The 19,253-nt window shown below is 73.7% G+C and carries 20 protein-coding genes and 1 pseudogene; 9 read left to right on the plus strand and 12 right to left on the minus strand.

Translation table 11 applies throughout. The features are described 5' to 3' along the window. Positions 1-25 precede the first annotated feature (25 nt). The 3 genes from C5N14_RS18790 to C5N14_RS18795 form a co-directional block, all read right to left on the minus strand. A complete protein-coding gene (locus C5N14_RS18790; protein ID WP_117669418.1) occupies positions 26-787 on the minus strand; it encodes an EcsC family protein in 762 nt (253 codons plus the stop codon). A 47-nt stretch (positions 788-834) separates the two neighbouring features. Then, complete coding sequence (locus C5N14_RS32250; RefSeq protein WP_165878150.1) at positions 835-981, minus strand: hypothetical protein; 147 nt, start codon at positions 979-981, stop codon at positions 835-837. 107 nt (positions 982-1,088) lie between these two features. Then, the gene (locus C5N14_RS18795) at positions 1,089-1,916 is read right to left on the minus strand and encodes a peptidase M23 (protein WP_371685868.1); all 828 of its coding nucleotides are present in this window, start codon (positions 1,914-1,916) and stop codon (positions 1,089-1,091) included. Between the two features lie 558 nt (positions 1,917-2,474). On the opposite strand from C5N14_RS18795, the gene C5N14_RS18800 reads away from it, so the two are divergent. From C5N14_RS18800 to C5N14_RS31785, 4 genes are read left to right on the plus strand one after another with little or no spacing between them, the layout of a single operon-like run. Next, complete coding sequence (locus C5N14_RS18800; RefSeq protein ID WP_117669420.1) at positions 2,475-3,395, plus strand: proteasome assembly chaperone family protein; 921 nt, start codon at positions 2,475-2,477, stop codon at positions 3,393-3,395. A gap of 37 nt (positions 3,396-3,432) precedes the next feature. Then, positions 3,433-4,230, plus strand: coding sequence for an exodeoxyribonuclease III (locus C5N14_RS18805; protein WP_117669421.1), 798 nt, complete (start codon positions 3,433-3,435; stop codon positions 4,228-4,230). A gap of 59 nt (positions 4,231-4,289) precedes the next feature. Next, the gene (locus tag C5N14_RS18810) at positions 4,290-4,610 is read left to right on the plus strand and encodes an antibiotic biosynthesis monooxygenase (RefSeq protein ID WP_117669422.1); all 321 of its coding nucleotides are present in this window, start codon (positions 4,290-4,292) and stop codon (positions 4,608-4,610) included. Between the two features lie 17 nt (positions 4,611-4,627). Next, positions 4,628-4,906 carry a hypothetical protein gene (locus C5N14_RS31785; protein ID WP_128763605.1) on the plus strand — a complete coding sequence of 93 codons (279 nt, stop codon included), beginning with the start codon at positions 4,628-4,630 and terminating at the stop codon, positions 4,904-4,906. 145 nt (positions 4,907-5,051) lie between these two features. Here C5N14_RS31785 and C5N14_RS18815 read toward each other — a convergent pair whose 3' ends face one another. The 4 genes and pseudogenes from C5N14_RS18815 to C5N14_RS18840 form a co-directional block, all read right to left on the minus strand. Then, entirely contained in the window at positions 5,052-5,252 is a 201-nt protein-coding gene (locus C5N14_RS18815) for a DUF397 domain-containing protein (protein ID WP_117669423.1), read from the minus strand. Beyond that, positions 5,243-6,012, minus strand: a pseudogene (locus C5N14_RS18820) (Scr1 family TA system antitoxin-like transcriptional regulator). The gene C5N14_RS18815 and the pseudogene C5N14_RS18820 overlap by 10 nt, the downstream one beginning before the upstream one ends. Before the next feature lie 1,038 nt (positions 6,013-7,050). Continuing rightward, positions 7,051-7,650: a class F sortase gene (locus tag C5N14_RS18835; RefSeq protein WP_117669553.1), complete on the minus strand. Its 600-nt coding sequence runs from the start codon at positions 7,648-7,650 to the stop codon at positions 7,051-7,053. Between the two features lie 86 nt (positions 7,651-7,736). After that, positions 7,737-8,441, minus strand: coding sequence for a hypothetical protein (locus tag C5N14_RS18840; RefSeq protein ID WP_117669425.1), 705 nt, complete (start codon positions 8,439-8,441; stop codon positions 7,737-7,739). A 127-nt stretch (positions 8,442-8,568) separates the two neighbouring features. On the opposite strand from C5N14_RS18840, the gene trmB reads away from it, so the two are divergent. From trmB to C5N14_RS32255, 4 genes are all read left to right on the plus strand, one after another. Continuing rightward, positions 8,569-9,279 carry a tRNA (guanosine(46)-N7)-methyltransferase TrmB gene (trmB, locus tag C5N14_RS18845; RefSeq protein WP_207892784.1) on the plus strand — a complete coding sequence of 237 codons (711 nt, stop codon included), beginning with the start codon at positions 8,569-8,571 and terminating at the stop codon, positions 9,277-9,279. A gap of 114 nt (positions 9,280-9,393) precedes the next feature. Further along, positions 9,394-11,907, plus strand: coding sequence for an RNA helicase (locus tag C5N14_RS18850; RefSeq protein ID WP_117669427.1), 2,514 nt, complete (start codon positions 9,394-9,396; stop codon positions 11,905-11,907). 120 nt (positions 11,908-12,027) lie between these two features. Continuing rightward, the gene (locus C5N14_RS18855; RefSeq protein WP_117669428.1) at positions 12,028-12,675 is read left to right on the plus strand and encodes a hypothetical protein; all 648 of its coding nucleotides are present in this window, start codon (positions 12,028-12,030) and stop codon (positions 12,673-12,675) included. Between the two features lie 628 nt (positions 12,676-13,303). Then, positions 13,304-13,828 carry an endonuclease domain-containing protein gene (locus C5N14_RS32255; RefSeq protein WP_165878151.1) on the plus strand — a complete coding sequence of 175 codons (525 nt, stop codon included), beginning with the start codon at positions 13,304-13,306 and terminating at the stop codon, positions 13,826-13,828. 103 nt (positions 13,829-13,931) lie between these two features. Here the strand turns inward: C5N14_RS32255 and C5N14_RS18865 are convergent, their stop codons facing one another. From C5N14_RS18865 to C5N14_RS18880, 4 genes are all read right to left on the minus strand, one after another. Then, a complete protein-coding gene (locus tag C5N14_RS18865) occupies positions 13,932-14,873 on the minus strand; it encodes an ABC transporter substrate-binding protein (protein WP_117669430.1) in 942 nt (313 codons plus the stop codon). 21 nt (positions 14,874-14,894) lie between these two features. After that, positions 14,895-15,737: an ABC transporter ATP-binding protein gene (locus C5N14_RS18870; RefSeq protein ID WP_117669431.1), complete on the minus strand. Its 843-nt coding sequence runs from the start codon at positions 15,735-15,737 to the stop codon at positions 14,895-14,897. A 173-nt stretch (positions 15,738-15,910) separates the two neighbouring features. Continuing rightward, a complete protein-coding gene (locus C5N14_RS18875; RefSeq protein WP_243639758.1) occupies positions 15,911-16,975 on the minus strand; it encodes an iron chelate uptake ABC transporter family permease subunit in 1,065 nt (354 codons plus the stop codon). Beyond that, complete coding sequence (locus tag C5N14_RS18880) at positions 16,972-18,018, minus strand: iron ABC transporter permease (RefSeq protein ID WP_117669432.1); 1,047 nt, start codon at positions 18,016-18,018, stop codon at positions 16,972-16,974. The genes C5N14_RS18875 and C5N14_RS18880 overlap by 4 nt, the downstream gene beginning before the upstream one ends. Before the next feature lie 387 nt (positions 18,019-18,405). On the opposite strand from C5N14_RS18880, the gene C5N14_RS18885 reads away from it, so the two are divergent. Then, positions 18,406-18,765, plus strand: a complete 360-nt coding sequence (locus tag C5N14_RS18885) for a YciI family protein (protein ID WP_117669433.1) — start codon at positions 18,406-18,408, stop codon at positions 18,763-18,765. A gap of 34 nt (positions 18,766-18,799) precedes the next feature. Here the strand turns inward: C5N14_RS18885 and C5N14_RS18890 are convergent, their stop codons facing one another. Further along, positions 18,800-19,243, minus strand: a complete 444-nt coding sequence (locus C5N14_RS18890; protein ID WP_117669434.1) for a cytidine deaminase — start codon at positions 19,241-19,243, stop codon at positions 18,800-18,802. Between the last annotated feature and the right edge of the window lie 10 nt (positions 19,244-19,253).

Raw genomic sequence — 19,253 nt, forward strand, 5'->3', positions numbered from 1 at the left:
CTCCGACCGGCCCCGACCCCGGCGCTCAGCCGGCGGGGTCGGCCGGGCCCGTACTGCGGTAGAGCTGCCGGGACCGCTCGGCGAGGTCCTTGGTGGCCGACGAGTTGGCCCAGGTGCCGAGGATGATCGCCGCGCCCGGGATCACCTTGGCGAAGACCCGCTTCGCCGCCCGCACCCCGGCCATCTGGGCCAGCCGCACGCCCAGCCGGATCATCACCTTGCCGAGCGCGGTCTGTCCCCCGGAGCCGAACAGCGCCCCGGCCCGCTCCCGCCCGGCGGCCACGCCCAGCGCCAGCCGGGCGGTCCCGGCCACCTTGTGCACCCGCTGGAGCACCAGCAGGTCGGTGGCCCGGTCGGGGTGGGTCGGATCGACCCCGTGGGCCGCCGCGATGTGCAGCACCATCCGGGCCTGCGTCCAGGCCAGCACCCCGACGTCGAGCACCGCCCCGGGCAACCCTGCCACGCCCGAGACCGCGCCGGAGAGCCGGGCCCGGGTGACGAACTTGCGGACCGCCTGCTCGACCAGTTCCTCCGCCGGCACGCCCGGCCGCTCCGCCCGCGCCCGGGCCGCCCACTGGGCCGCCTCGGGTCCGAGCCGGCGCACCGCCTCCAGGGCGAGGTGCTCCGGCGCGTACTGCGGGTCCTCCCGCATCCGGTCCCAGAGCCGGGCCGGCGGCGCCTCCGGGGCGTCCTGGGCGGCGGCCGGGGCCACCGCCGGCGGACGCGGCGCGGCCGGCTCGGGGACGGGGAGGCTGGGCTGGCCGTCGACGGGGGCGGAGTCGGTCACGGAGGCTCCCGGGGATCGGTGACGTGCGGGTACGACGGCGCCGGCGCTCAGCGCCGGGTGGACAGGCGGGAGGCCAACTGCTTCAGCTTGCGCTGGGTCTCCGGCTTCGCCAACTCGCGGCGACCCCGGTCGACGATCTGCTGTCCCTTCGGGGACCGGAGGAACCGGCTGATCCGCTGCACCAGTGCTGACATGTCGTCCTCCTGTCGGTTACCTCCATCATGTGTACCCCGTCGGGGCAACCGCCACGCGTCCACTGTGGTCCTTCCGGGGCGCGCCCCGGCCCGCCCGCGGCCGGGGGTCACTTCCCGGCGGCCAGGTGGGCGTCGACCACCTCGGCCGCCCGCCACTCGTGCTGGGCGTACAGGTCCGGGTACGCCGAGATCTGCACGGCCTGGGCCGCCACGGTCAGCGGCAGGTCCCGCCAACCCGGGACCTGCTGGAGCGCGGTGAGGAACTGCCGGGTGGCGAACGCCGGGTCCATGAGCTGGCCCACCTCGCCCCAGCCGCTGCTGGCCCGCTGCTGGAACAGTCCGACCGAGTCGTGGTCCCAGCCGATCCCCTGGTGCGGGTACTCCTGCGACTCGGGCAGCACGCCGCTGGCCACGTTGTAGAGGTTGCTCTCCTGCATCGCTGTCGCCACGGCGATGACCAGCCCCCTGCGGGGCACCCCCATCGCCCGGCCGGTCCGCACGATCACCTTCGCGTTGGCCATCTGCGCCTTGGTCAGCCCGGCGACCGGGGCGGGGTCGGCCGGTCGTACGGGCCGCTTGCGGGGGGCGGGCGCGCGGGTGGTGTCCGGATCGGCGGTGCTGGCGGACGGGGCCGGGGCGGAGGGGCTGACGGACGCGGACGGGGTCGACATCCGGTCCAGCGACCGGGAGGCCGCGTCGGCGGCGGCCCGCCGCTCCAGGTCGGCACCGGCGATGGCCGCCGCGCGGTCGGCGGTGTCCGCCGTCCCCTGGCGGGCCTGGGCGAGGGCGGCCAGGCCGAGGCAGCAGGTCACGCCGGCGGCCAGGGCCACCGCGGCCCGCCCGGGCCGACGCGCCAGGCCGCCCGGGGCGGCGGGACCGGACGCGGAGCGGCCGGGGGCGAGCAGGTTACGCCACCGCCCGGAGCGGGTAGTCACAGCAGCAGCGGAGGGAATCCGGTGGGGCTCGGGGCGTGCGCCGCCGGTAGTGGGGGTGGCCGGCCGTTCGGACGAGGGGGTAACGTCCGAACGGCCAGCCATCGTGTCCGGGCCTTGCTGGTCGTCGAGGGTGCCGTCGTCACGCATCCGATGAGACTAGGCGGATCAAATCCGGATAACCCAGGGCCATTGGGTGGCCATCGCCACACTTCCGCCCCGCCCCGCCGGGCACCCCGACACCCGCCGGGCCGCACCGGCACGAGCCGGGCGGACCGGACGAACCTCCGGGCCCGGCGGAGGCGCGCCGAGCCGGGCAGCTAACGCCCACGGAGGCCGGGGAGGTCGGCCCCTCCCCCGTTCGGCCAATACCTGATCCACGATCCGGCCACCGGCGGGCCGGACGACGCCGCGGGCCGGGGTGTTCACCCAATTGTGATCATGAACCGTCCGGCGGACCGTCCGAGGCAGGAATGCACGAGGATGGCGGGTACGTTCCCCGAACCGGGAGCCGTGCGCGACGCGGCGCCCCGTTGGCACATTCCAGGGAGGTCCGCACCGGTGCTCGACCCACACGAGCTCTACGAGCTCTCCGACGAGCTGCCCGACCTCGGGCAGCCGGTCCTCATCCAGGCCCTCACCGGCTTCGTCGACGCCGGAAGCGCCACCCGGCTGGCCAGGGAGCAGTTGCTCACCTCCCTCGACGCGCGCCCGATCGCCCGCTTCGACGTCGACCAGCTCTACGACTACCGGTCCCGTCGCCCACCGATGACCTTCGTCGAGGACCACTGGGAGGAGTACGAGGCACCCCGGCTGGAGGTGCACCTGCTGCGCGACGACGACGAGACACCCTTCCTGCTGCTCACCGGCCCCGAGCCGGACCTCCAGTGGGAGCGGTTCGTGGCCGCCGTCGGCGGGCTGTCGGCCCGGCTCGACGTCCGGCTCACCGTCGGGCTCAACTCGATCCCGATGGCGGTGCCGCACACCCGGCCGACCGGGGTGACCGCGCACGCCACGCGGCGCGAGCTGATCTCCGGGTACGAGCCGTGGCTGCAACGCGTCCAGGTCCCCGGCGGCGTCGGGCACCTGCTGGAGTTCCGCCTCGGCGAACAGGGCCGCGACGCGCTCGGCTTCGCCGCGCACGTGCCGCACTACGTCGCCCAGGCCGAGTACCCGGCCGCCGCCGAGGTGCTGCTCGCCTCGGTGTCCCGCAGCACCGGGCTGCTGCTGCCCCGCGACGGGCTGCGCTCGGCCGCCGAGGTGGTCCGGGTCGAGATCGACCGGCAGGTCGCGCAGACCGAGGACGCCGCCGCCCTGGTGGCGGCGCTGGAGGAGCAGTACGACGCGTTCGCCCGGGGGCGGGGCGAGAAGAACCTGCTGGCCGCCGAGGCCGGCCCGCTGCCGACCGCCGACGAACTGGGCGCCGAGCTGGAACGCTTCCTGGCCGAGCAGGGCCGACCGGGCGACACCCCGGGGAGCTGACCCGGCGGCCGGGGCGGGGATGCGGCAGGCTGGGGGCATGCGCCTGGCGACCTGGAACGTGAACTCGGTGAAGGCCCGCCTGCCCCGGCTGCTGGACTGGCTGGCCACCACCGGCCCCGACGTGGTCTGCCTCCAGGAGACCAAGTGCCCCGACGGGGCGTTCCCGGTGGCCGAGGTCGGCGAGCTGGGCTACACGGTGGCCAGCCACAGCGACGGCCGGTGGAACGGGGTGGCGATCCTGTCCCGCGTCGGCCTGGCCGACGTGACGGTCGGCTTCCCCGGCGAGCCGGGCTTCCCCGAGCCGGAGGCCCGGGCCATCTCGGCCACCTGCGACGGGCTGCGGGTCTGGTCCGTGTACGTGCCCAACGGCCGGACCGTCGACGACCCGCACTACGCGTACAAGCTGGCCTGGTTCGCGGCGCTGCGCGACGCGCTGGAGCCGGAGCTGACCGGCGGGCCGGCGGTGGCGGTCTGCGGCGACTTCAACGTCGCCCCGACCGACGCCGACGTCTGGGACCCTGCCCTGTTCGCCACCTCCACCCACGTCACCCCGGCCGAGCGGGCCGCCCTGGCGGCGCTGCGCGACCTGGGGCTGCACGACGTGGTGCCCACCCCGATGAAGGGACCGCACCCCTACACCTACTGGGACTACCGGGCCGGGATGTTCCACCAGAACAAGGGCATGCGGATCGACCTGGTGTACGCGTCCGCGCCGTTCGCCCGGGCGGTCCGCGCCGCGTACGTCGACCGGGAGGCCCGCAAGGGCAAGGGGCCCTCGGACCACGCCCCGATCGTGGTGGACGCCGACCTGGTTCCGGCCGTCGAGACGTTCTGACCCACCCGCCCGGCCGCGCCGGCCGGTCCCCGGGACTGCCGGCTGGTTAGGGTGGAGCCATGGCAGTCGTGAAGATCAACGCGATCGACGTACCCGAGGGCGCGGGCGAGGAACTGGAGCGGCGGTTCGCGGCCCGGGCCGGCGCGGTGCAGGGCTCCCCCGGTTTCCTCGGCTTCGAGTTGCTGCGCCCGGTCGGCGGCGAGAAGCGCTACTTCGTCTACACGAGGTGGGAGACCGAGGAGGCTTACCAGGCGTGGGCCGCCGGGCCGTCCCGGGCCGCGCACGCCGGCGGCGAGGGCGGCGAGCAGCGGCGTCCGGTCTCCTCCGGCGCCACGCTGCTGGAGTTCGAGGTGGTGCAGCAGGTTCCCGGCCAGTCCTGACCCGTCACGGTCGGCGGATGCCGACCAGCGAGGCGAAGGCGAGCAGCACGCTGACGGCCGAGCAGCACGCTGACGACGTGGCCGATCCCAGCGGCCGACAACCAGAACAGGCCCCGGCACTAGCCAGGGGCCTGTTCGTGCCGCCGCAGTCAGCCGATCGCCTTCGCCAGCGCCACGAAACCACGCCACGCCAGTCGTTATCCCGGTCGGGCGACCTGCTTGGTTCCCGCCGCGCAACCAAGCGCCATGATCGTCTGCTGAAAACGGACACGACACGCCGCGCCAGTTCTCCCTAAACGACAGACGATCATGAGACGACGCGCGCGGGGCGGCGCAGGGCAGGGAAGGAGGAGATGAGTGCGAGGGGTAGTGGTTGCTCTGGAACGGAAGCGGGGCGCGTCTACGTGAGAGTGCAGTGACTGTGCCCCGGATCAGCCGCAGTCAGCCGAGCGGGCCGATCGCCTTCGCCAGCGCCACGAAACCACGCCACGCGCCCGGAGCGAACGTCAACATGCCGCCGTCGCGGTCCTTCGTGTCCCGCACCAGGACGACACCGGGGAGATTGTCGGCGACCTCGACGCACGATCCGCCGTTGTTACCGCTCTTCGTGCTCTTACGCCACTGCGCGCCGGTCAGGTCCATGATGCTCTGCCGCTTTCGTGATGAGGTCTAGTGACTGTGCCCGGGAGAGGGCTTCGCCCCGAATTCGCTCCCACCGTAGAACGAGCGTAGCAACGTCTGCGGTCTCGGTAACGATCTCCGCCCGCGCCTGGCTGTCGACGTGGCCGACCTGTTCGCCATCGGGTAGCTCGGCGAGAATCAGCGGCCCGCCAAGCCCCGGGTACATGCCAACCGACGCGGGAACCACGAAGACCTGCACGGAGGGCAGCCGCGCGCACGCCGCGAGGTGTTCACACTGCTCGCGCATCAAGTCCCGATCGCCATCTACAGGCCGCCAGAGGACCGCTTCGTCAATGACTGCGATCAGCAGCGGTGGCCGGTCTCGATGCAGGACGGCTTGCCGACCCACCCGTGCCTCGACCAACTGTTCGACCTCGCGGGCCGACAGAGACTCGCCGGCCAATGTCGCCCGTGCGTATGCCTCGGTCTGGAGCAGCCCCGGCACCCATGCCAGCTCGAACCACCGCAGCGCGACTGCCGCCCTCTCCCAGTCGACCCACTGGCGGAGCCATACCGGATCACGCCGCTTCGAAATGTTCGGCCAGAGATCGGCGACTTCACGGCCAAGGAGAGCGGCAACCTTCGCCCGGTGACGGGACTGCGGGATATGCCCTGGGTTTGCCCACCGGGCCGCTGTCTTCGGATCAACGCCTATTTGGGCTGCGAGGATCTCGGCCGTGAGCCCGGCAGCCGTCATCGCCTCGATTACGGCATGGTTCATCCAGTGTCCTCTCCGGATATTCCCAGGTGCCGTCATTCCATATTGCTACGCGGTGTGTTTGTCTCGCAACCCTCGGGAAGCTGCTTTCAGGACGGCGTGGCCGGTGGAGGGGTGACCCGGCGGTTCGCGTTCGTCGAGGGGGCCGCCCCGGTCCTTCTCTGCGCGTGACGAGCGGGCGGTCCCCCTCTCCAATCTCGACGGATAGGGGAGGCCATGTCACACCGAGGAGGGCGGCACCGGTCCCGGCGGGGCCGGCACTGCGCCTGTCAGGTCTGCCGGGCGTACCGGGCTGCGAAGCCGAGGCCCGATTCCGCGCCGGCCGACCCGAAGCCCACGCCGAGGCCGGCCCCGCCGCCCCGGGACCCGGTCCCCTACGACCCGCCGCTGGTCGGCCCGCTGATCCCGCCGTACCGAGGACCGCGTAACGACGTGTCGACGCGGGTCGCCCCGGGCCTGGCCGGCGAGCCACGTACGCCGGGGCAGCTCATGCGGGGGAACGGGGGCCGGCGGTGAGACAGCGGAATCCACACCCGCCCCGCACAGGGCGTACCACGCGCGCCGGCCCTGGCGGACCACTTCCCCCTCGGGCCGGCGTGGACCTGCCAGCGCTGCGGGCGGCCGTACCCCTGCCCGACCTGGACCGGGATCCCGCTGGACGGCCGGCTCCGGACCGCGCTGCTGCCGGGGTTCCTGCGGAGGGCGCAGCAGGCCGTCCGCGACCTTCGCGGTCGACCGGGCGGCCCGACGCCCCCGGAGATCGTCCGGCGTTTCCTGTGGTTCGTGCCGCTGACCGACGACGAGGCGCGGGCCATACCTGGCCACGCTGAAGGAGGAGGCGACGACACAGCTCGCGCAGTTGACGCCCGGCACGCCGCCGACCGACCTGACCGACCGCTTCCTGTCCTGGGCCCGCGCCCTTGGCTGACCGGGGGCTGGCGGCGGCAGGGTGCCCGGACCAGTAGTGCCGGTCGCGTGACTGCTGTTGTTGATCACGCCGAGACGAACAGGCCAGGGTGCGGCCCCTTCACCACGTTTCCGTCAGGGACGGCGGGTGTCGACCAGCGAGGCGAAGGCGACCACGTTGTCGGCGTAGCCGGTCCGCCCGCCGACCCACTGGCCGCCGCAGGTGATCAGCCGTAGTCCCGGCGGCCCGTCGTCGCCGTACACCCGCGCGGCGGGCAGGGCGTCCTTGTCGAAGTGCTCGACCGAGTCCACCGCGAAGACTGCCACGTCCCCGTCGGCGCGGGTCACCTCGATCCGGTCACCGGTCTTCAGTCTGCCCAGGTCGTAGAAGACCGCCGGGCCGCTCTTCGTGTCCACGTGCCCGACGATCACCGCCCGACCCGGCTCGCCCGGGGTCGGGCCGCGGTCGTACCAGCCGGTCTCGTCCGCTCTCGCCAGCGGCGGGACCTCGATCGACCCGTCGGGCGCCTGCCCGACGGGCGCCACGGGCGCGGAGACCCTGATCGCCGGCACGGCCAGGGAGACCGGGCGGCTGGCCGCCAGCCCGGGGGCGTCGGCGGCGGAGGCGGCGGGCCGGCCGGTCCCGGTGACCCAGTCGAACGGCCCGGACGCGCGGCCCAGCCCCGCGCCGGTGGTGAAGACGCCGACCAGCACCAGGACCACGGCGATCGGCATCGACCAGGGCCGGCGCTGCGCCGGCCGCCCGGCACCGGCCGGCGCGGCGGTCGACCGGGGTACGCGCACGGACGCCACGGCCGGACTCACCGCCCGGCGGTGCCGCGGCGGACGCGGGGCCGGCGTCTGGTGACCACGCCGATCGTCACCCCGGCCACGGCCAGCGCCACGCCCCCGGGCAGCAGCAGCCCGCCGGTGGCCGCCCCGGCGGTGCCGCCGAAGCCGGTGTTCGGGCCCCGGCTCGGGTGCTGCGCCGCCGGGTGCGTCGGGTGCCGGACCGGCTCGTGCGTCGGCCTGTGGGTGGGCGAGGGCGGGTGCGAGGGTGTGCGCTTGACCACCTGGAGCATCGTGCTCGCGGTCTCCCCGCCCCGGCACTCCAGCTTGACCGGGTAGTTGCCCGGCCAGGTGCGCTCCCGGACCATCGGGGACGCCGTCAGCAGGCCGCTGTCCGGACGGGCGGCGACCCGGCCGAAGGCGTCGGAGACCACGATGGCCGGCACCGAGTTGTCGTGGCAGCTCGCCCTGATGCCGACCAGGTAGCCGGGCTGCACCGTGCCGGGGCTGACCTCGACGAAGACGAGCCAGCCGGGCTGGCCGCGGTCGGGTTGGCCGCCGCCCGGCGGGCCAGCCGACGGCTCGGACGCCGGGGCGACCACAGGGACTCCAGCAGCCCGCTCGGACGCCGGGGCGGCGACGGGCGCGTCGGCGGCCCGTGCGGCCCCCGCGAGTGGGCCGGCGACTGCGGCGACCGCGACCGCCAGCGCGGCGCCGAGGCGGGTGGCTGACTCCATGGCACCTCCCGACGCGGTAGCGCGACGCCGGGCGGCGACCGCCCGGCCTGCCGTACGGGACGGGTCCCCCGCCCCGGTCGTACATCACATCCGGTCCGGCGCGGTCGTCGCGTACGCTCGGGTCGCTGTGACCTCCACCGACCCGAACCCCGCCGCGACCGTGCCGCCGCACGCGTCCCGGATCCGTACCTTCCACCCCCGGCGCGGCCGGATGAGCGACCGGCAGGTCGACGCCCTGGACCGGCTCTGGCCGGCGTACGGCCTGACGATCACCGACGGCCTCGCCCCGGTGGACCTGGCGGCGTTGTTCGGCCGCCGGGCCCCCGTGGTGCTGGAGGTCGGTTCCGGCATGGGGGACGCCACGGCCGAGATGGCCACCGGCGACCCGGACCGAGATTATCTGGCCGTCGAGGTGCACACGCCCGGAATCGCCAACCTGCTGGGCCTGGTGGAACGCCGTGGCCTGGGCAACGTGCGGGTGGCGCAGGGCGACGCGCTGGACCTGGTCCGGGCGCTGCCGGAGGGCTCGCTGGACGCGGTGCACGTGTTCTTCCCCGACCCGTGGCCGAAGTCGCGGCACCACAAGCGGCGGATCATCCAGCCGGCGCACGTGGCGCTGTTGCGCTCCCGGCTGGTCCCCGGCGGGACGTTGCACTGCGCCACCGACTGGGCCGAGTACGCCGAGTCGATGCGCGAGACGCTGACGGCCGACCCGGGGCTGGCCGACGTGCACGGCGGGTACGCGCCGCGCCCCGCCCACCGGCCCGTCACCAAGTTCGAACGCCGCGCGCTGATCGCCGGCCGCCCCGTCTTCGACCTGATCCATTGGCGGGAGTGAGCGGCGGCGCCCCCTGTCGTCGGACGAGGGCCACCTCCTGACGGCCGCCGCCTGACGGATGGGCAATGGCCCGGTTGGCGCGGGAGGGCCTGCGGCAGGCACGATGGAAGGGCTATGACGCTCACCGCCGCGCTGCCGACAAGCGCCGACCCCGACACCCTCTTCGACGCGTTCGCCGACTGGGCGAAGCAGCGCGGCCTCGACCTCTACCCCCACCAGGAGGAGGCGGTCATCGAGATCGTCTCCAGCGCGAACGTGATCATGAATACGCCGACCGGCTCGGGCAAGAGCCTGGTGGCGATCGCCGCGCACTTCGCCGCCCTGGCCGACAGCCGGACCACCTTCTACACCGCCCCGATCAAGGCCCTGGTGTCGGAGAAGTTCTTCGCCCTCTGCGAGGTCTTCGGCGCCGACAACGTCGGCATGCTGACCGGCGACGCCAGCGTCAACGCCGACGCCCCGATCATCTGCTGCACGGCCGAGATCCTGGCCAACCTCGCGCTGCGCGAGGGCGAGCGGGCCGACGTCGGCCAGGTGGTCATGGACGAGTTCCACTTCTACGCCGAGCCGGACCGGGGCTGGGCCTGGCAGGTGCCGATCATCGAGCTGCCCCAGGCGCAGTTCGTGCTGATGTCGGCCACCCTCGGCGACACCACCCGCTTCGTCGACGATCTCACCCGGCGCACCGGCCGGCCGACCGCCGTCGTGCGCTCGGCCGAGCGGCCGGTCCCGCTCCTCTTCTCGTACGCGATGACGCCGCTGCACGAGACCCTGGAGGAGCTGCTGGAGACCAAGCAGGCCCCGGTGTACGTCGTGCACTTCACCCAGGCCGCCGCCCTGGAGCGCGCCCAGGCGCTGATGAGCGTCAACGTCGCCACCCGGGCCGAGAAGGACCTGATCGCCGAGGCGATCGGCCGGTTCCGGTTCACCTCCGGCTTCGGCAAGACGCTGTCGAGGCTGGTCCGGCACGGCATCGGCGTGCACCACGCGGGCATGCTGCCGAAGTACCGCCGGCTCGTGGAGACCCTGGCCCAGGCCGGCCTGCTCAAGGTCATCTGTGGCACCGACACCCTCGGCGTCGGCATCAACGTGCCGATCCGCACCGTGCTGTTCACCGGCCTGAGCAAGTACGACGGCGTGCGTACCCGGCTGCTCAAGAACCGCGAGTTCCACCAGATCGCCGGCAGGGCGGGCCGGGCCGGGTTCGACACCCTCGGCCGGGTCGTCGTGCAGGCCCCCGAGCACGTCATCGACAACGAGAAGGCCCTGGCCAAGGCGGGCGACGACCCGAAGAAGCGACGCAAGGTGGTCCGCAAGAAGCCGCCGGAGGGTTCGATCGGCTGGGGCCGGCCCACCTTCGACCGCCTGGTGGAGGCCGAGCCGGAGCCGCTGACCTCCAGCTTCCAGGTCAGCCACTCGATGCTGCTCAACGTCATCGGCCGCCCCGGCGACGCGTTCGCCGCGATGCGGCACCTGCTCACCGACAACCACGAGGACCGCGCCGCCCAGCGCCGGCACATCCGCCGGGCGATCGCCATCTACCGGGCGCTGCGCGCCGGCGGAGTGGTGGAGGAGCTGCCCGAGCCGGACGAGACCGGGCGCAGGGTCCGGCTCACCGTCGACCTCCAGCTCGACTTCGCGCTCAACCAGCCGCTGTCCCCGCTGGCGCTGGCCGCCATCGAGCTGCTGGACGCCGCCTCCCCGTCGTACGCGCTCGACGTGCTGTCGGTGATCGAGTCGATCCTCGACGACCCGCGCCAGGTGCTCTCCGCGCAGCAGTTCAAGGCCCGTGGCGAGGCGGTCGCCGCGATGAAGGCCGAGGGCATCGAGTACGAGGCCCGCCTCGAACTGCTCGACGAGGTGACCCACCCGAAGCCCCTCGCGGAGCTGCTGGAGGCCGCGTACGAGATGTACCGGCAGGGACACCCGTGGGTGGCCGACCACCAGCTCTCCCCCAAGGCCGTCGTGCGGGACATGTACGAGCGGGCGATGACCTTCACCGAGTACGTGCAGTTCTACTCCCTCACCCGGTCCGAGGGCCTGGTGCTGCGCTACCTCGCCGACGCGTACAAGACGCTGCGGCAGACCGTGCCCGAGGACGCCAAGACCGAGGAACTGGTCGACCTCATCGAGTGGCTCGGCGAGTTGGTCCGCCAGGTCGACTCCAGCCTGATCGACGAGTGGGAGCGGCTGCGCAACCCGTCCGACGTCGCGGAGGCCGCCGAGGCGTACGCCGCCCTGGCCGACCGGCCGCCGGCGGTCACCCGCAACGCCCGGGCGTTCCGGGTGCTGGTGCGCAACGCGCTGTTCCGCCGGGTCGAGCTGGCCGCCCTGCGCCGCTGGGACCTGCTCGGGGAACTGGACGCCGGGGACGGTTGGGGCGCGGACGCGTGGGCCGACGCGCTGGAGCCGTACTTCGAGGCGTACGACTCGATCGGGGTCGGGCCGGACGCCCGCGGCCCGGCGCTGCTGATGATCGACCAGGGCCGGGAGCGGTGGACGGGCCGGCAGATCCTCGACGACCCGGACGGCGACCACGACTGGGGCATCAGCGCCGAGATCGACCTGGCCGCCTCCGACGAGGTGGGCGCCGCCGCCGTCCGGATCACGGACGTCGGCCAGCTCTAGCCGATCGCCGCAGGAGGGGCAGTCCGGTTGTCCGGACTGCCCCTCCTTTTCGCTGGGCGATGTCAGAGGTGTCGATTAGAATGTATGTACTAAACCAAGTCCTGACCTGGGAGGACTTCCGTGACCGCGCCCATCCCCAGCACCCTCCCGCCCTACGCCACCCTCCTCGGCTTCACCCGGTACGTCGACCGCACCGGGCCCACCAAGGCCAGCTTCGTCGGTGGCCTGCGCAAGCAGCGGGCCAGCCGGCACGGCTTCAACCCGCACGGGCAGTTCGTCAAGGCCCTCAAGGCCGATGTCGCGTTCCACACCGGCGGCACCCACCTGGCGCAGGTCGCCGACGTGGTCAAGCCGCGTTGGCGCCCGCTCTACCAGGCGCTCGTGCCGGGCGCGACGGCCTGGCTGCGCTCCCTCGGCGAGCCGACCGGCGTCGACCTGGCCCAGACCCGCGACGCCCTGGCCATGCTCGGCGACCTCCCCGTCAAGATCAACCCACAGTTCGGCATCCGGTACGCCGACGACGGCCGGGCCGAGGCCGTCCGCCTGCACTTCGACGAGGCCCCGCCCAGCGAGGAGGCGGCGCTGGCCACCCTGCACCTGATGGCCCGACACATGGACGCCGTCCTGCCGCACGCCGAGCCGGTGCTGGTCGACGTCCGCCGGGGCGAGGCGTACCGGATGCCGGACAGCGTCAAGCCCCAGCAGGTCGAGCAGTGGCTCGCCGGCGAGGCCGCCGCCTTCCGCGCAATCTGGTCCACCGCCGCCTAACTCGGAAGTAGACCTACTTCCTTCCGATTAGGGCCGCTTCGCGAAGCGGAGTGGCAGCGACTAACCCTCTCCCCCCACCCCCTCCCCCCACGCCCCACGCCCCCGCCGGGTGGCGTGGCGCAAGTTCACGGAATGAGTGGCTATTCCTCGTGGAATAGCCACTCATTCCGTGTAAATGCGAGGGAGGAGGGCGGAGGGGAGGGGTTGTCCACAGGGGGTTTCGGAAGGTGGGTGGGTGCGTCAGGGTGGGAGGGTGGCTCGCATTCCTCGTCGGCCGGCCGAACTGGTCGGGCAGGTATTCTACGCCCGGGACGCGGTTCGTCGCGGCCTGCTGAGCAAAAACGACCTACGTAGCAGCGCGTGGCGGCAGGTTCTCCACAATGTCTATGCCGACGCCCGTATCGAGATAACGCACCTGACCCGGTGCAGGGCCGCGGCGTCGTGGCTCTTCCCACCCGGATGCGTCGTCGCGGGTAGATCGGCCGTCGCCGTACTCGGCGGGCCGACACCGGGGCCACACGAGCCGGTCGAGGTGCTGGTCCATCCGACCTCCCGTTTCGGTCCCCTCGCCGGCCTGCTCATCCATGTTGCCGGGTGGCGCGAGGGCGAGTCGCGGCTGATCGACGGAATGCGTGTCACCACGGGCATCCGCACCTGCTGGGACCTCGCCTGCTGGCTGGACACCGTCGAGGCAGTGGCGCTGATCGACGCGTTGCTGCACAACCGAGCCGTCCAGGCCGCCGACCTCACGACGTACCTGGCCCGGCGTCGGGGTCAGCGGGGTGCCCGGAAGTTCGCCGAGGCACTGAGCCTGGTCGACGCAGGCGCGGAGTCCCTGCCCGAGTCGCGGCTGCGAGTGCGACTCGTCCGCGCCGGGCTGCCCCGGCCGGTGACCCAACACGTGGTCACCCGGAACGGTCGATTCGTGGCGAGGGTCGACCTCGCCTGGCCGGACCTCAAGGTGGCCGTCGAGTACGACGGCCGCTGGCACCACGACCCGGATCAGTTCCACCGCGACCGGCAACGTCTGAACCAACTACTCGGTGACGGCTGGGTGGTCCTGCACGTGACGAGCAAACGGATGAGAGAGGATTTCGACGGTGTGCTGACGGAGATCCGTTCCGCCCTCCACTCCCGCCGCTCCGCCCGTTGACCTTCTGCATTTACAGAGAAAGAGTGGCTGTTCCAGGCGGAACAGCCACTCTTTCCGTGAATTTGCGCGCCGCCGCAGGTGGGAGGGGGTGGGGGTGGGCGGGTTAGGAGAGGTACTTGTCCAGGTCGTCGATGATCCTGTTGGCGGCGCCGACGCCGATGCCGGTCATCCAGACCTCGTCGGAGACCGGGTACGCCTTGCCGGCCTTGACCGCGGACAGGCCCTTCCAGAGGGTGCCGCCGGTGACGGTGCTCTGCTCGGCGGCGGCCTTCTCGCCGTACGCGGTCACGAAGATGACGTCGGCGTCGACCTCGTTGACCCGCTCGGGGCTGACCGCGTCGAAGCGCTTGTCCGCCTTGCCGGCGAGTTGCTGCCGCTCGGGGCGGCCCAGCCCGGTGTCACCGACCACTATGCCGGAGAAGGAGTCCGGGCCGTAGACCCGGATCGCACCTGGCATGAAGCGCACGATGGAGATCTTCCGCTGGGCGGCGTCGCCGAGCTTCGCGCCGAAGTCCGCAGCCCGCTTCTCGTACGTGGTGAGCAGGTCACGGGCCTGCTGCTCCTTGCCGAGGGCCTTGCCGTCGAGGAGGAGGTTCTCCTTCCAGGTGATGCCCACCTGCTCGGTGAACACCGTGGGGGCGATGGCGGTCAACTCGTCGTAGAACTTCTCCTGGCGGAACTTGCTGCCCAGGATCAGGTCGGGCTTGAGGGCGTTGATCGCCTCCAGATCGGGCTCGGTGAGCACCCCGACAGCCTTGATCCCGGCGAGCTTCTCCTCGCCGAAGTAGGTCGGCCAGCCCTTCGCCTCACCGGCGGTGGCCGCGCCGACCGGTGTGACACCCAACGAGAGTGTGGTGTCGATCTTGTCCGTATCGAGGACGACGACCCGCTTGGGGTCGGCCGGCACCTTGGTGGTGCCCATGGCGTGGGTGATCTCCCGGGTCTCCCCGGCGGCGGTGTCGGCGACGGGGTCGCTCTCTCCGCAGGCGGTGAGTCCGACGCCGAGGGCGACGGCCGCGGTGAGCACGGCGGCGAGACGACGCATCGATGTTTCCTTTCGAGGAGTTCAGCCGGCCAGCGGGCCGGCGGAGGAGGTGACGGAGGAGGCGGCCCGGGCGGGGGCGGCCAGGGAGACGCTGGTGAGGGCCGGCACGACCAGGGGCGCGCCGGTCACCGGGCAGGGCACGACGACGCAGTCGAGCCCGAAGACGTCGCGGACCAGCTCCGCGGTGAGGATCTCCCGGGGCGGGCCGGCGGCCACCACCCGGCCGGCGCGCATGGCGATCAGGTGGTCGGCGTACCGGGCGGCCTGGTTGAGGTCGTGCAGCACGGCGACCACGGTCCGGCCCCGTTCGACGCGCAGCCGGTGCAGCAGGTCCAGCACCTCCACCTGGTGGGCCAGGTCGAGGAAGGTGGTCGGCTCGTCCAGCAGCAGCGCCTCGGTGTCCTGGGCCAGGGTCATCGCGATCCAGACCCGCTGCCGTTGCCCGCCGGAGAGGGTGTCCACCGGCCGGTCGGCGAGGCCGGACACGTCGGCGAGCGCCATGGCCTCGTCGACGGCGGCGCTGTCCCGCTCCGACCACTGCCGCCACCACCGCTGGTACGGCTGGCGGCCCCGGCCGACCAGGTCGGCGACCGTCACCCCTTCCGGCACCAGCGGGCTCTGCGGCAGGACACCGAGGCGCTGGGCGACCTCCCGGGTCGGCAGGTCCCGGATCGCGGTGCCGTCGAGCAGCACCGCGCCCTGGCGGGGAGTGAGCAGCCGGGCCATGGTGCGCAGCAGCGTCGACTTGCCGCAGGCGTTCGGTCCGACGACGACTGTGAAGGCATCGGCGGGCAGCGCGAGGTCGAGGCCGTCCAGGACGGTCCGCTCGTCGTAGCCGACGACCAGGTCGCGGGTGGAGAGCATCGCGGCTCCTCGGGTGGGGACGACGGGCGGGGAGGCGGCAACGTCGGGGGATCCGGCGGGCGGGGAGGCGGGGGTGCCGGCGGGGCCGGTGGTCCGGGGTACGGGGGCGGTGGCGGGCCGGGTGGACGGCGCCGGTGGGCCGGCGGGGTCGGGGGCGGGGCCGGGCGTGGGCATCAGGACGCCCTCCGGCGTCCGCGCAGCAGCAGGAACATCAGGTACGGTCCGCCGATCGCGGCGGTCAGCACGCCCGCCGGTAGCTGGGTGGGGGCGAACAACCGCCGGCCGGCGAGGTCGGCGAGGACCAGCAGCAGCGCGCCGAGCAGGGCGGAGCAGAGCAGCGGGGGACGCTCGGCGCGGACCAGCCGGCGGGCCAGTTGGGGGGCGACCAGGGAGACGAAGTCGACGGCGCCGACCTGCGCGGTGACCATTGCGGCGGCGAGCACGCCGGTGCCGGCCAGCCCGATCCGGCGGGCCACCGGGCGGACGCCGATCCCGCGTGCGGTGTCGTCGTCCAGGGCGGTGCTGTTCAGCGCCCAGCCGGCCCAGAGCAGCACGGGCAGCAGCACCAGCAGGGTGACCGCGATCCACGTCGCCTCGGTCCATCCCTTGCCGGCGAGGGTCCCGATCAGCCAGATCTGGGCGCGCAGCCCGTCGATCGGGTCGGCGGTCATCATGACCACCTCGATCAGCGCCCGCAGCGCGAAGGCCACCGCGACCCCGGCGAGGACGAACCGCTGGGCGGCCAGCCCGTGCCGGGCGCCGAGGGCGAGCACCAGCGCCGCCGCGGCCAGTCCGCCGAGCAGCGCCGCCGGGGCGACCAGGACGGCGGCGGCCCCGCCGGTCAGGGCGATGGTGGCGGCCAGCCCGGCGCCCTGGGTGATGCCGATGACGTCCGGGCTGGCCAGCGGGTTGCGGGCCACGCTCTGGATCAGAGTGCCGGCGACGCCGAACGCCGCGCCGGCCACCGCCGCGAGCACGAGCCGGGGCAGCCGCAGGTCCAGCACCACCAGGTCGTACGGGGTGCCGGCGCCGGAGAGGGCGCGCAGCACGTCGGGCGTGGCGACGTACGGGGTGCCGAGGGAGAGGCTGAGCACCCCGGCGGCGGCGAGCAGCGCGGTCAGCGCGGCGGCGACCAGCACCGGTCGGCGGCGTACCGGCACCCGTAGCGGGCCGAGGCGCAGCAGGGACCGGCCGGGCGGGGCGGACCGGGGGCGGCCCCTGGTGGCGAGGGCGCTCACGCGGTCACCACCCGGGCGCGGCGGACGAGGAAGGCCAGCAGCGGGGCGCCGATCAGCGCGGTGACCACCCCGGCGGGCACCTCGCCGGGCGGGGCGACGAGCCGGCCGACGACGTCGGCGCCGAGCAGCAGGGCGGGCCCGAGCAGGGCGGCGACGGCAAGGGTCCACCGGTGGTCCGCGCCGACCAGGGCCCGGGCCAGGTGCGGCACGGCGAGTCCGACGAACGCGATCGGCCCGGCCGCCGCCACGGCCGCCCCGGTGAGCAGCACCCCGGCCGCGCCGCCGCCGAGGCGGACCAGGCCGATGCGGTGGCCCAGCCCCCGGGCCACGTCGTCGCCGAGGGCGAGCGCGTCCAGGCCCCGGGCGACCAGGGCGGCGAGCACACCCCCGGCGAGGACGAGCGGCAGCACCTGGCCGGTGACGCCGACGTCTCGGCCGGTCAGCCCGCCGACCACCCAGAACCGGTACTCCTCGAAGGTGCGGGCGTCGATGCTGAGCAGCGCGTACACGGCGGCGCCGAGGCTGGCGTCGAGGGCGGCGCCGGTCAGCGCGAGGGTGACCGGCGAGGCGCCCTCGCGGGTCCGGTTGGCGACCGCGAACACGGCCAGGCCGGCCAGGAGCGCCCCGGCGACGCCGAACCAGACGTACCCGGCGAGGCTGCCGACACCGAAGACGGCGATGGCCAGCACCACGCCGAACGACGCGCCGGCGCTGATGCCGAGGATGCGCGGCTCGGCGAGCGGGTTGCGGGTCAGCGCCTGGAACAGCACCCCGGCGACGGCGAGGGCGAGACCGACCACGACGCCCAGGGTGGTGCGCGGCATCCGTAGCTCGCGGACGATGGTGGTGGCGTCGCCGCCGTCGGGGGCGACCAGCGCGTGCCACACGTCACCCGGCGGGAGCGGTCGGCTGCCGAGGGCGAAGCTGGCGAGCACGGCGAGCGCCAGCACCACCGCCGCCGCCACGGTGACTGCGACGCGGCGGCCGGGGCCGCGGGCGGGCCGGTTGGCGGGCTGGATCGGCCGCGCGGCGACGGTGGACACGAAGCTCCCTCGACTTAGGTACGCCTTACCTTAGCCGAGCTGCTCAGACCCGTCTAACCAGCGGGTATCGATCCGGGATCGCGTGCGCCGTGCAGCATTCCCGCGCCCAGGGCGGCGGCCCCGAGGGCCGCCACGCCGGCCGGGCCGAGCCCGGAGGAGCCCGCCGGTCGAACCGGGCCTTGATCCGGGTCCGGGATGCCGCGCGGGCGCAGCTCCCGCGATGAGCAGACCTCCCCTGGAGAGCACTGCCCTGCGCCTCCCCGCGTCGTCGTTGCGCGACCGAGGGCCAGCTAGAACAAGTTTCCGTTGGAGTGGCAAAAGGTGCAGTCTTCTCGTAAACCCTCGTTCGGGCGATGGCGGCACCATTCACCCCCCTACGCTGGTCGCATGGAATTCGACCAGCACACCGTCGTGCTCCTGGCCTGGCCCGAGGACGCGCCGGAGCTGCCCCGGGACGCGGCGGACCGGTTGCGCGACGCCCACCTGGCCCACCAGGCGGGGCTGGTGGAGCAGGGCCTCGTCCTGGCGGCCGGCCCCTTCCTCGACCCCGACGACGACCGGCTGCGCGGCTTCGCGGTGCTCGCGGTCGATCGGGCGGCGGCCCGCGAGCTGTACGGCAACGACCCGGCGGTCCGGGCCGGCCGGCTCGTCGTGCGGGTGATGAGCTGGCTGGTGCCGCAGGGCAACGTCCGGTTCGGCGGCGTGCCGGTCCCCCGGTCGATGCTGGAGACGGCGGCGGGCGACTGAGCCGATCCGGGCCGTGGGCGTCCCGCCGGGCCGGTCAGCCGGCGGCGCCCTCGCGGGGCGTCGGCACCCCGGCGCCCGCGTCGAGCTGGTGGTCGGCCCAGACGTACTGGGTGGGCAGCAGCTCGGCGACCGGCACGGCGCGCAGCGCGTCCGCCGGGCCGACGATGACCCGGATCGACGGGAAGTAGTCCAGCAGCACCTGCCGGCACCGGCCGCACGGCGGGATGACGCCCCGCCCCCGGTCGCCCACCGCCACGATCGTCTCCAGCTCGCCCGCGCCCTGGGTGGCGGCAGCGCCGATCGCGACCACCTCGGCGCACGGCCCACCGGTGAAGTGGTAGACGTTCACGCCGGTGAAGACCCGGCCGTCGGCGGTGCGGGCGGCGGCGGCGACGGTGTGGTTCTCGCTGCGACAGCGCAGCTTGGCGACCGCCGTGGCGGCCTGTACCAGCGCCCGGTCGGTGTCTCGCATGGTCATTCTCGGCGTC

Source organism: Micromonospora sp. MW-13, assembly GCF_003434305.1.
Lineage (GTDB): Bacteria > Actinomycetota > Actinomycetes > Mycobacteriales > Micromonosporaceae > Micromonospora.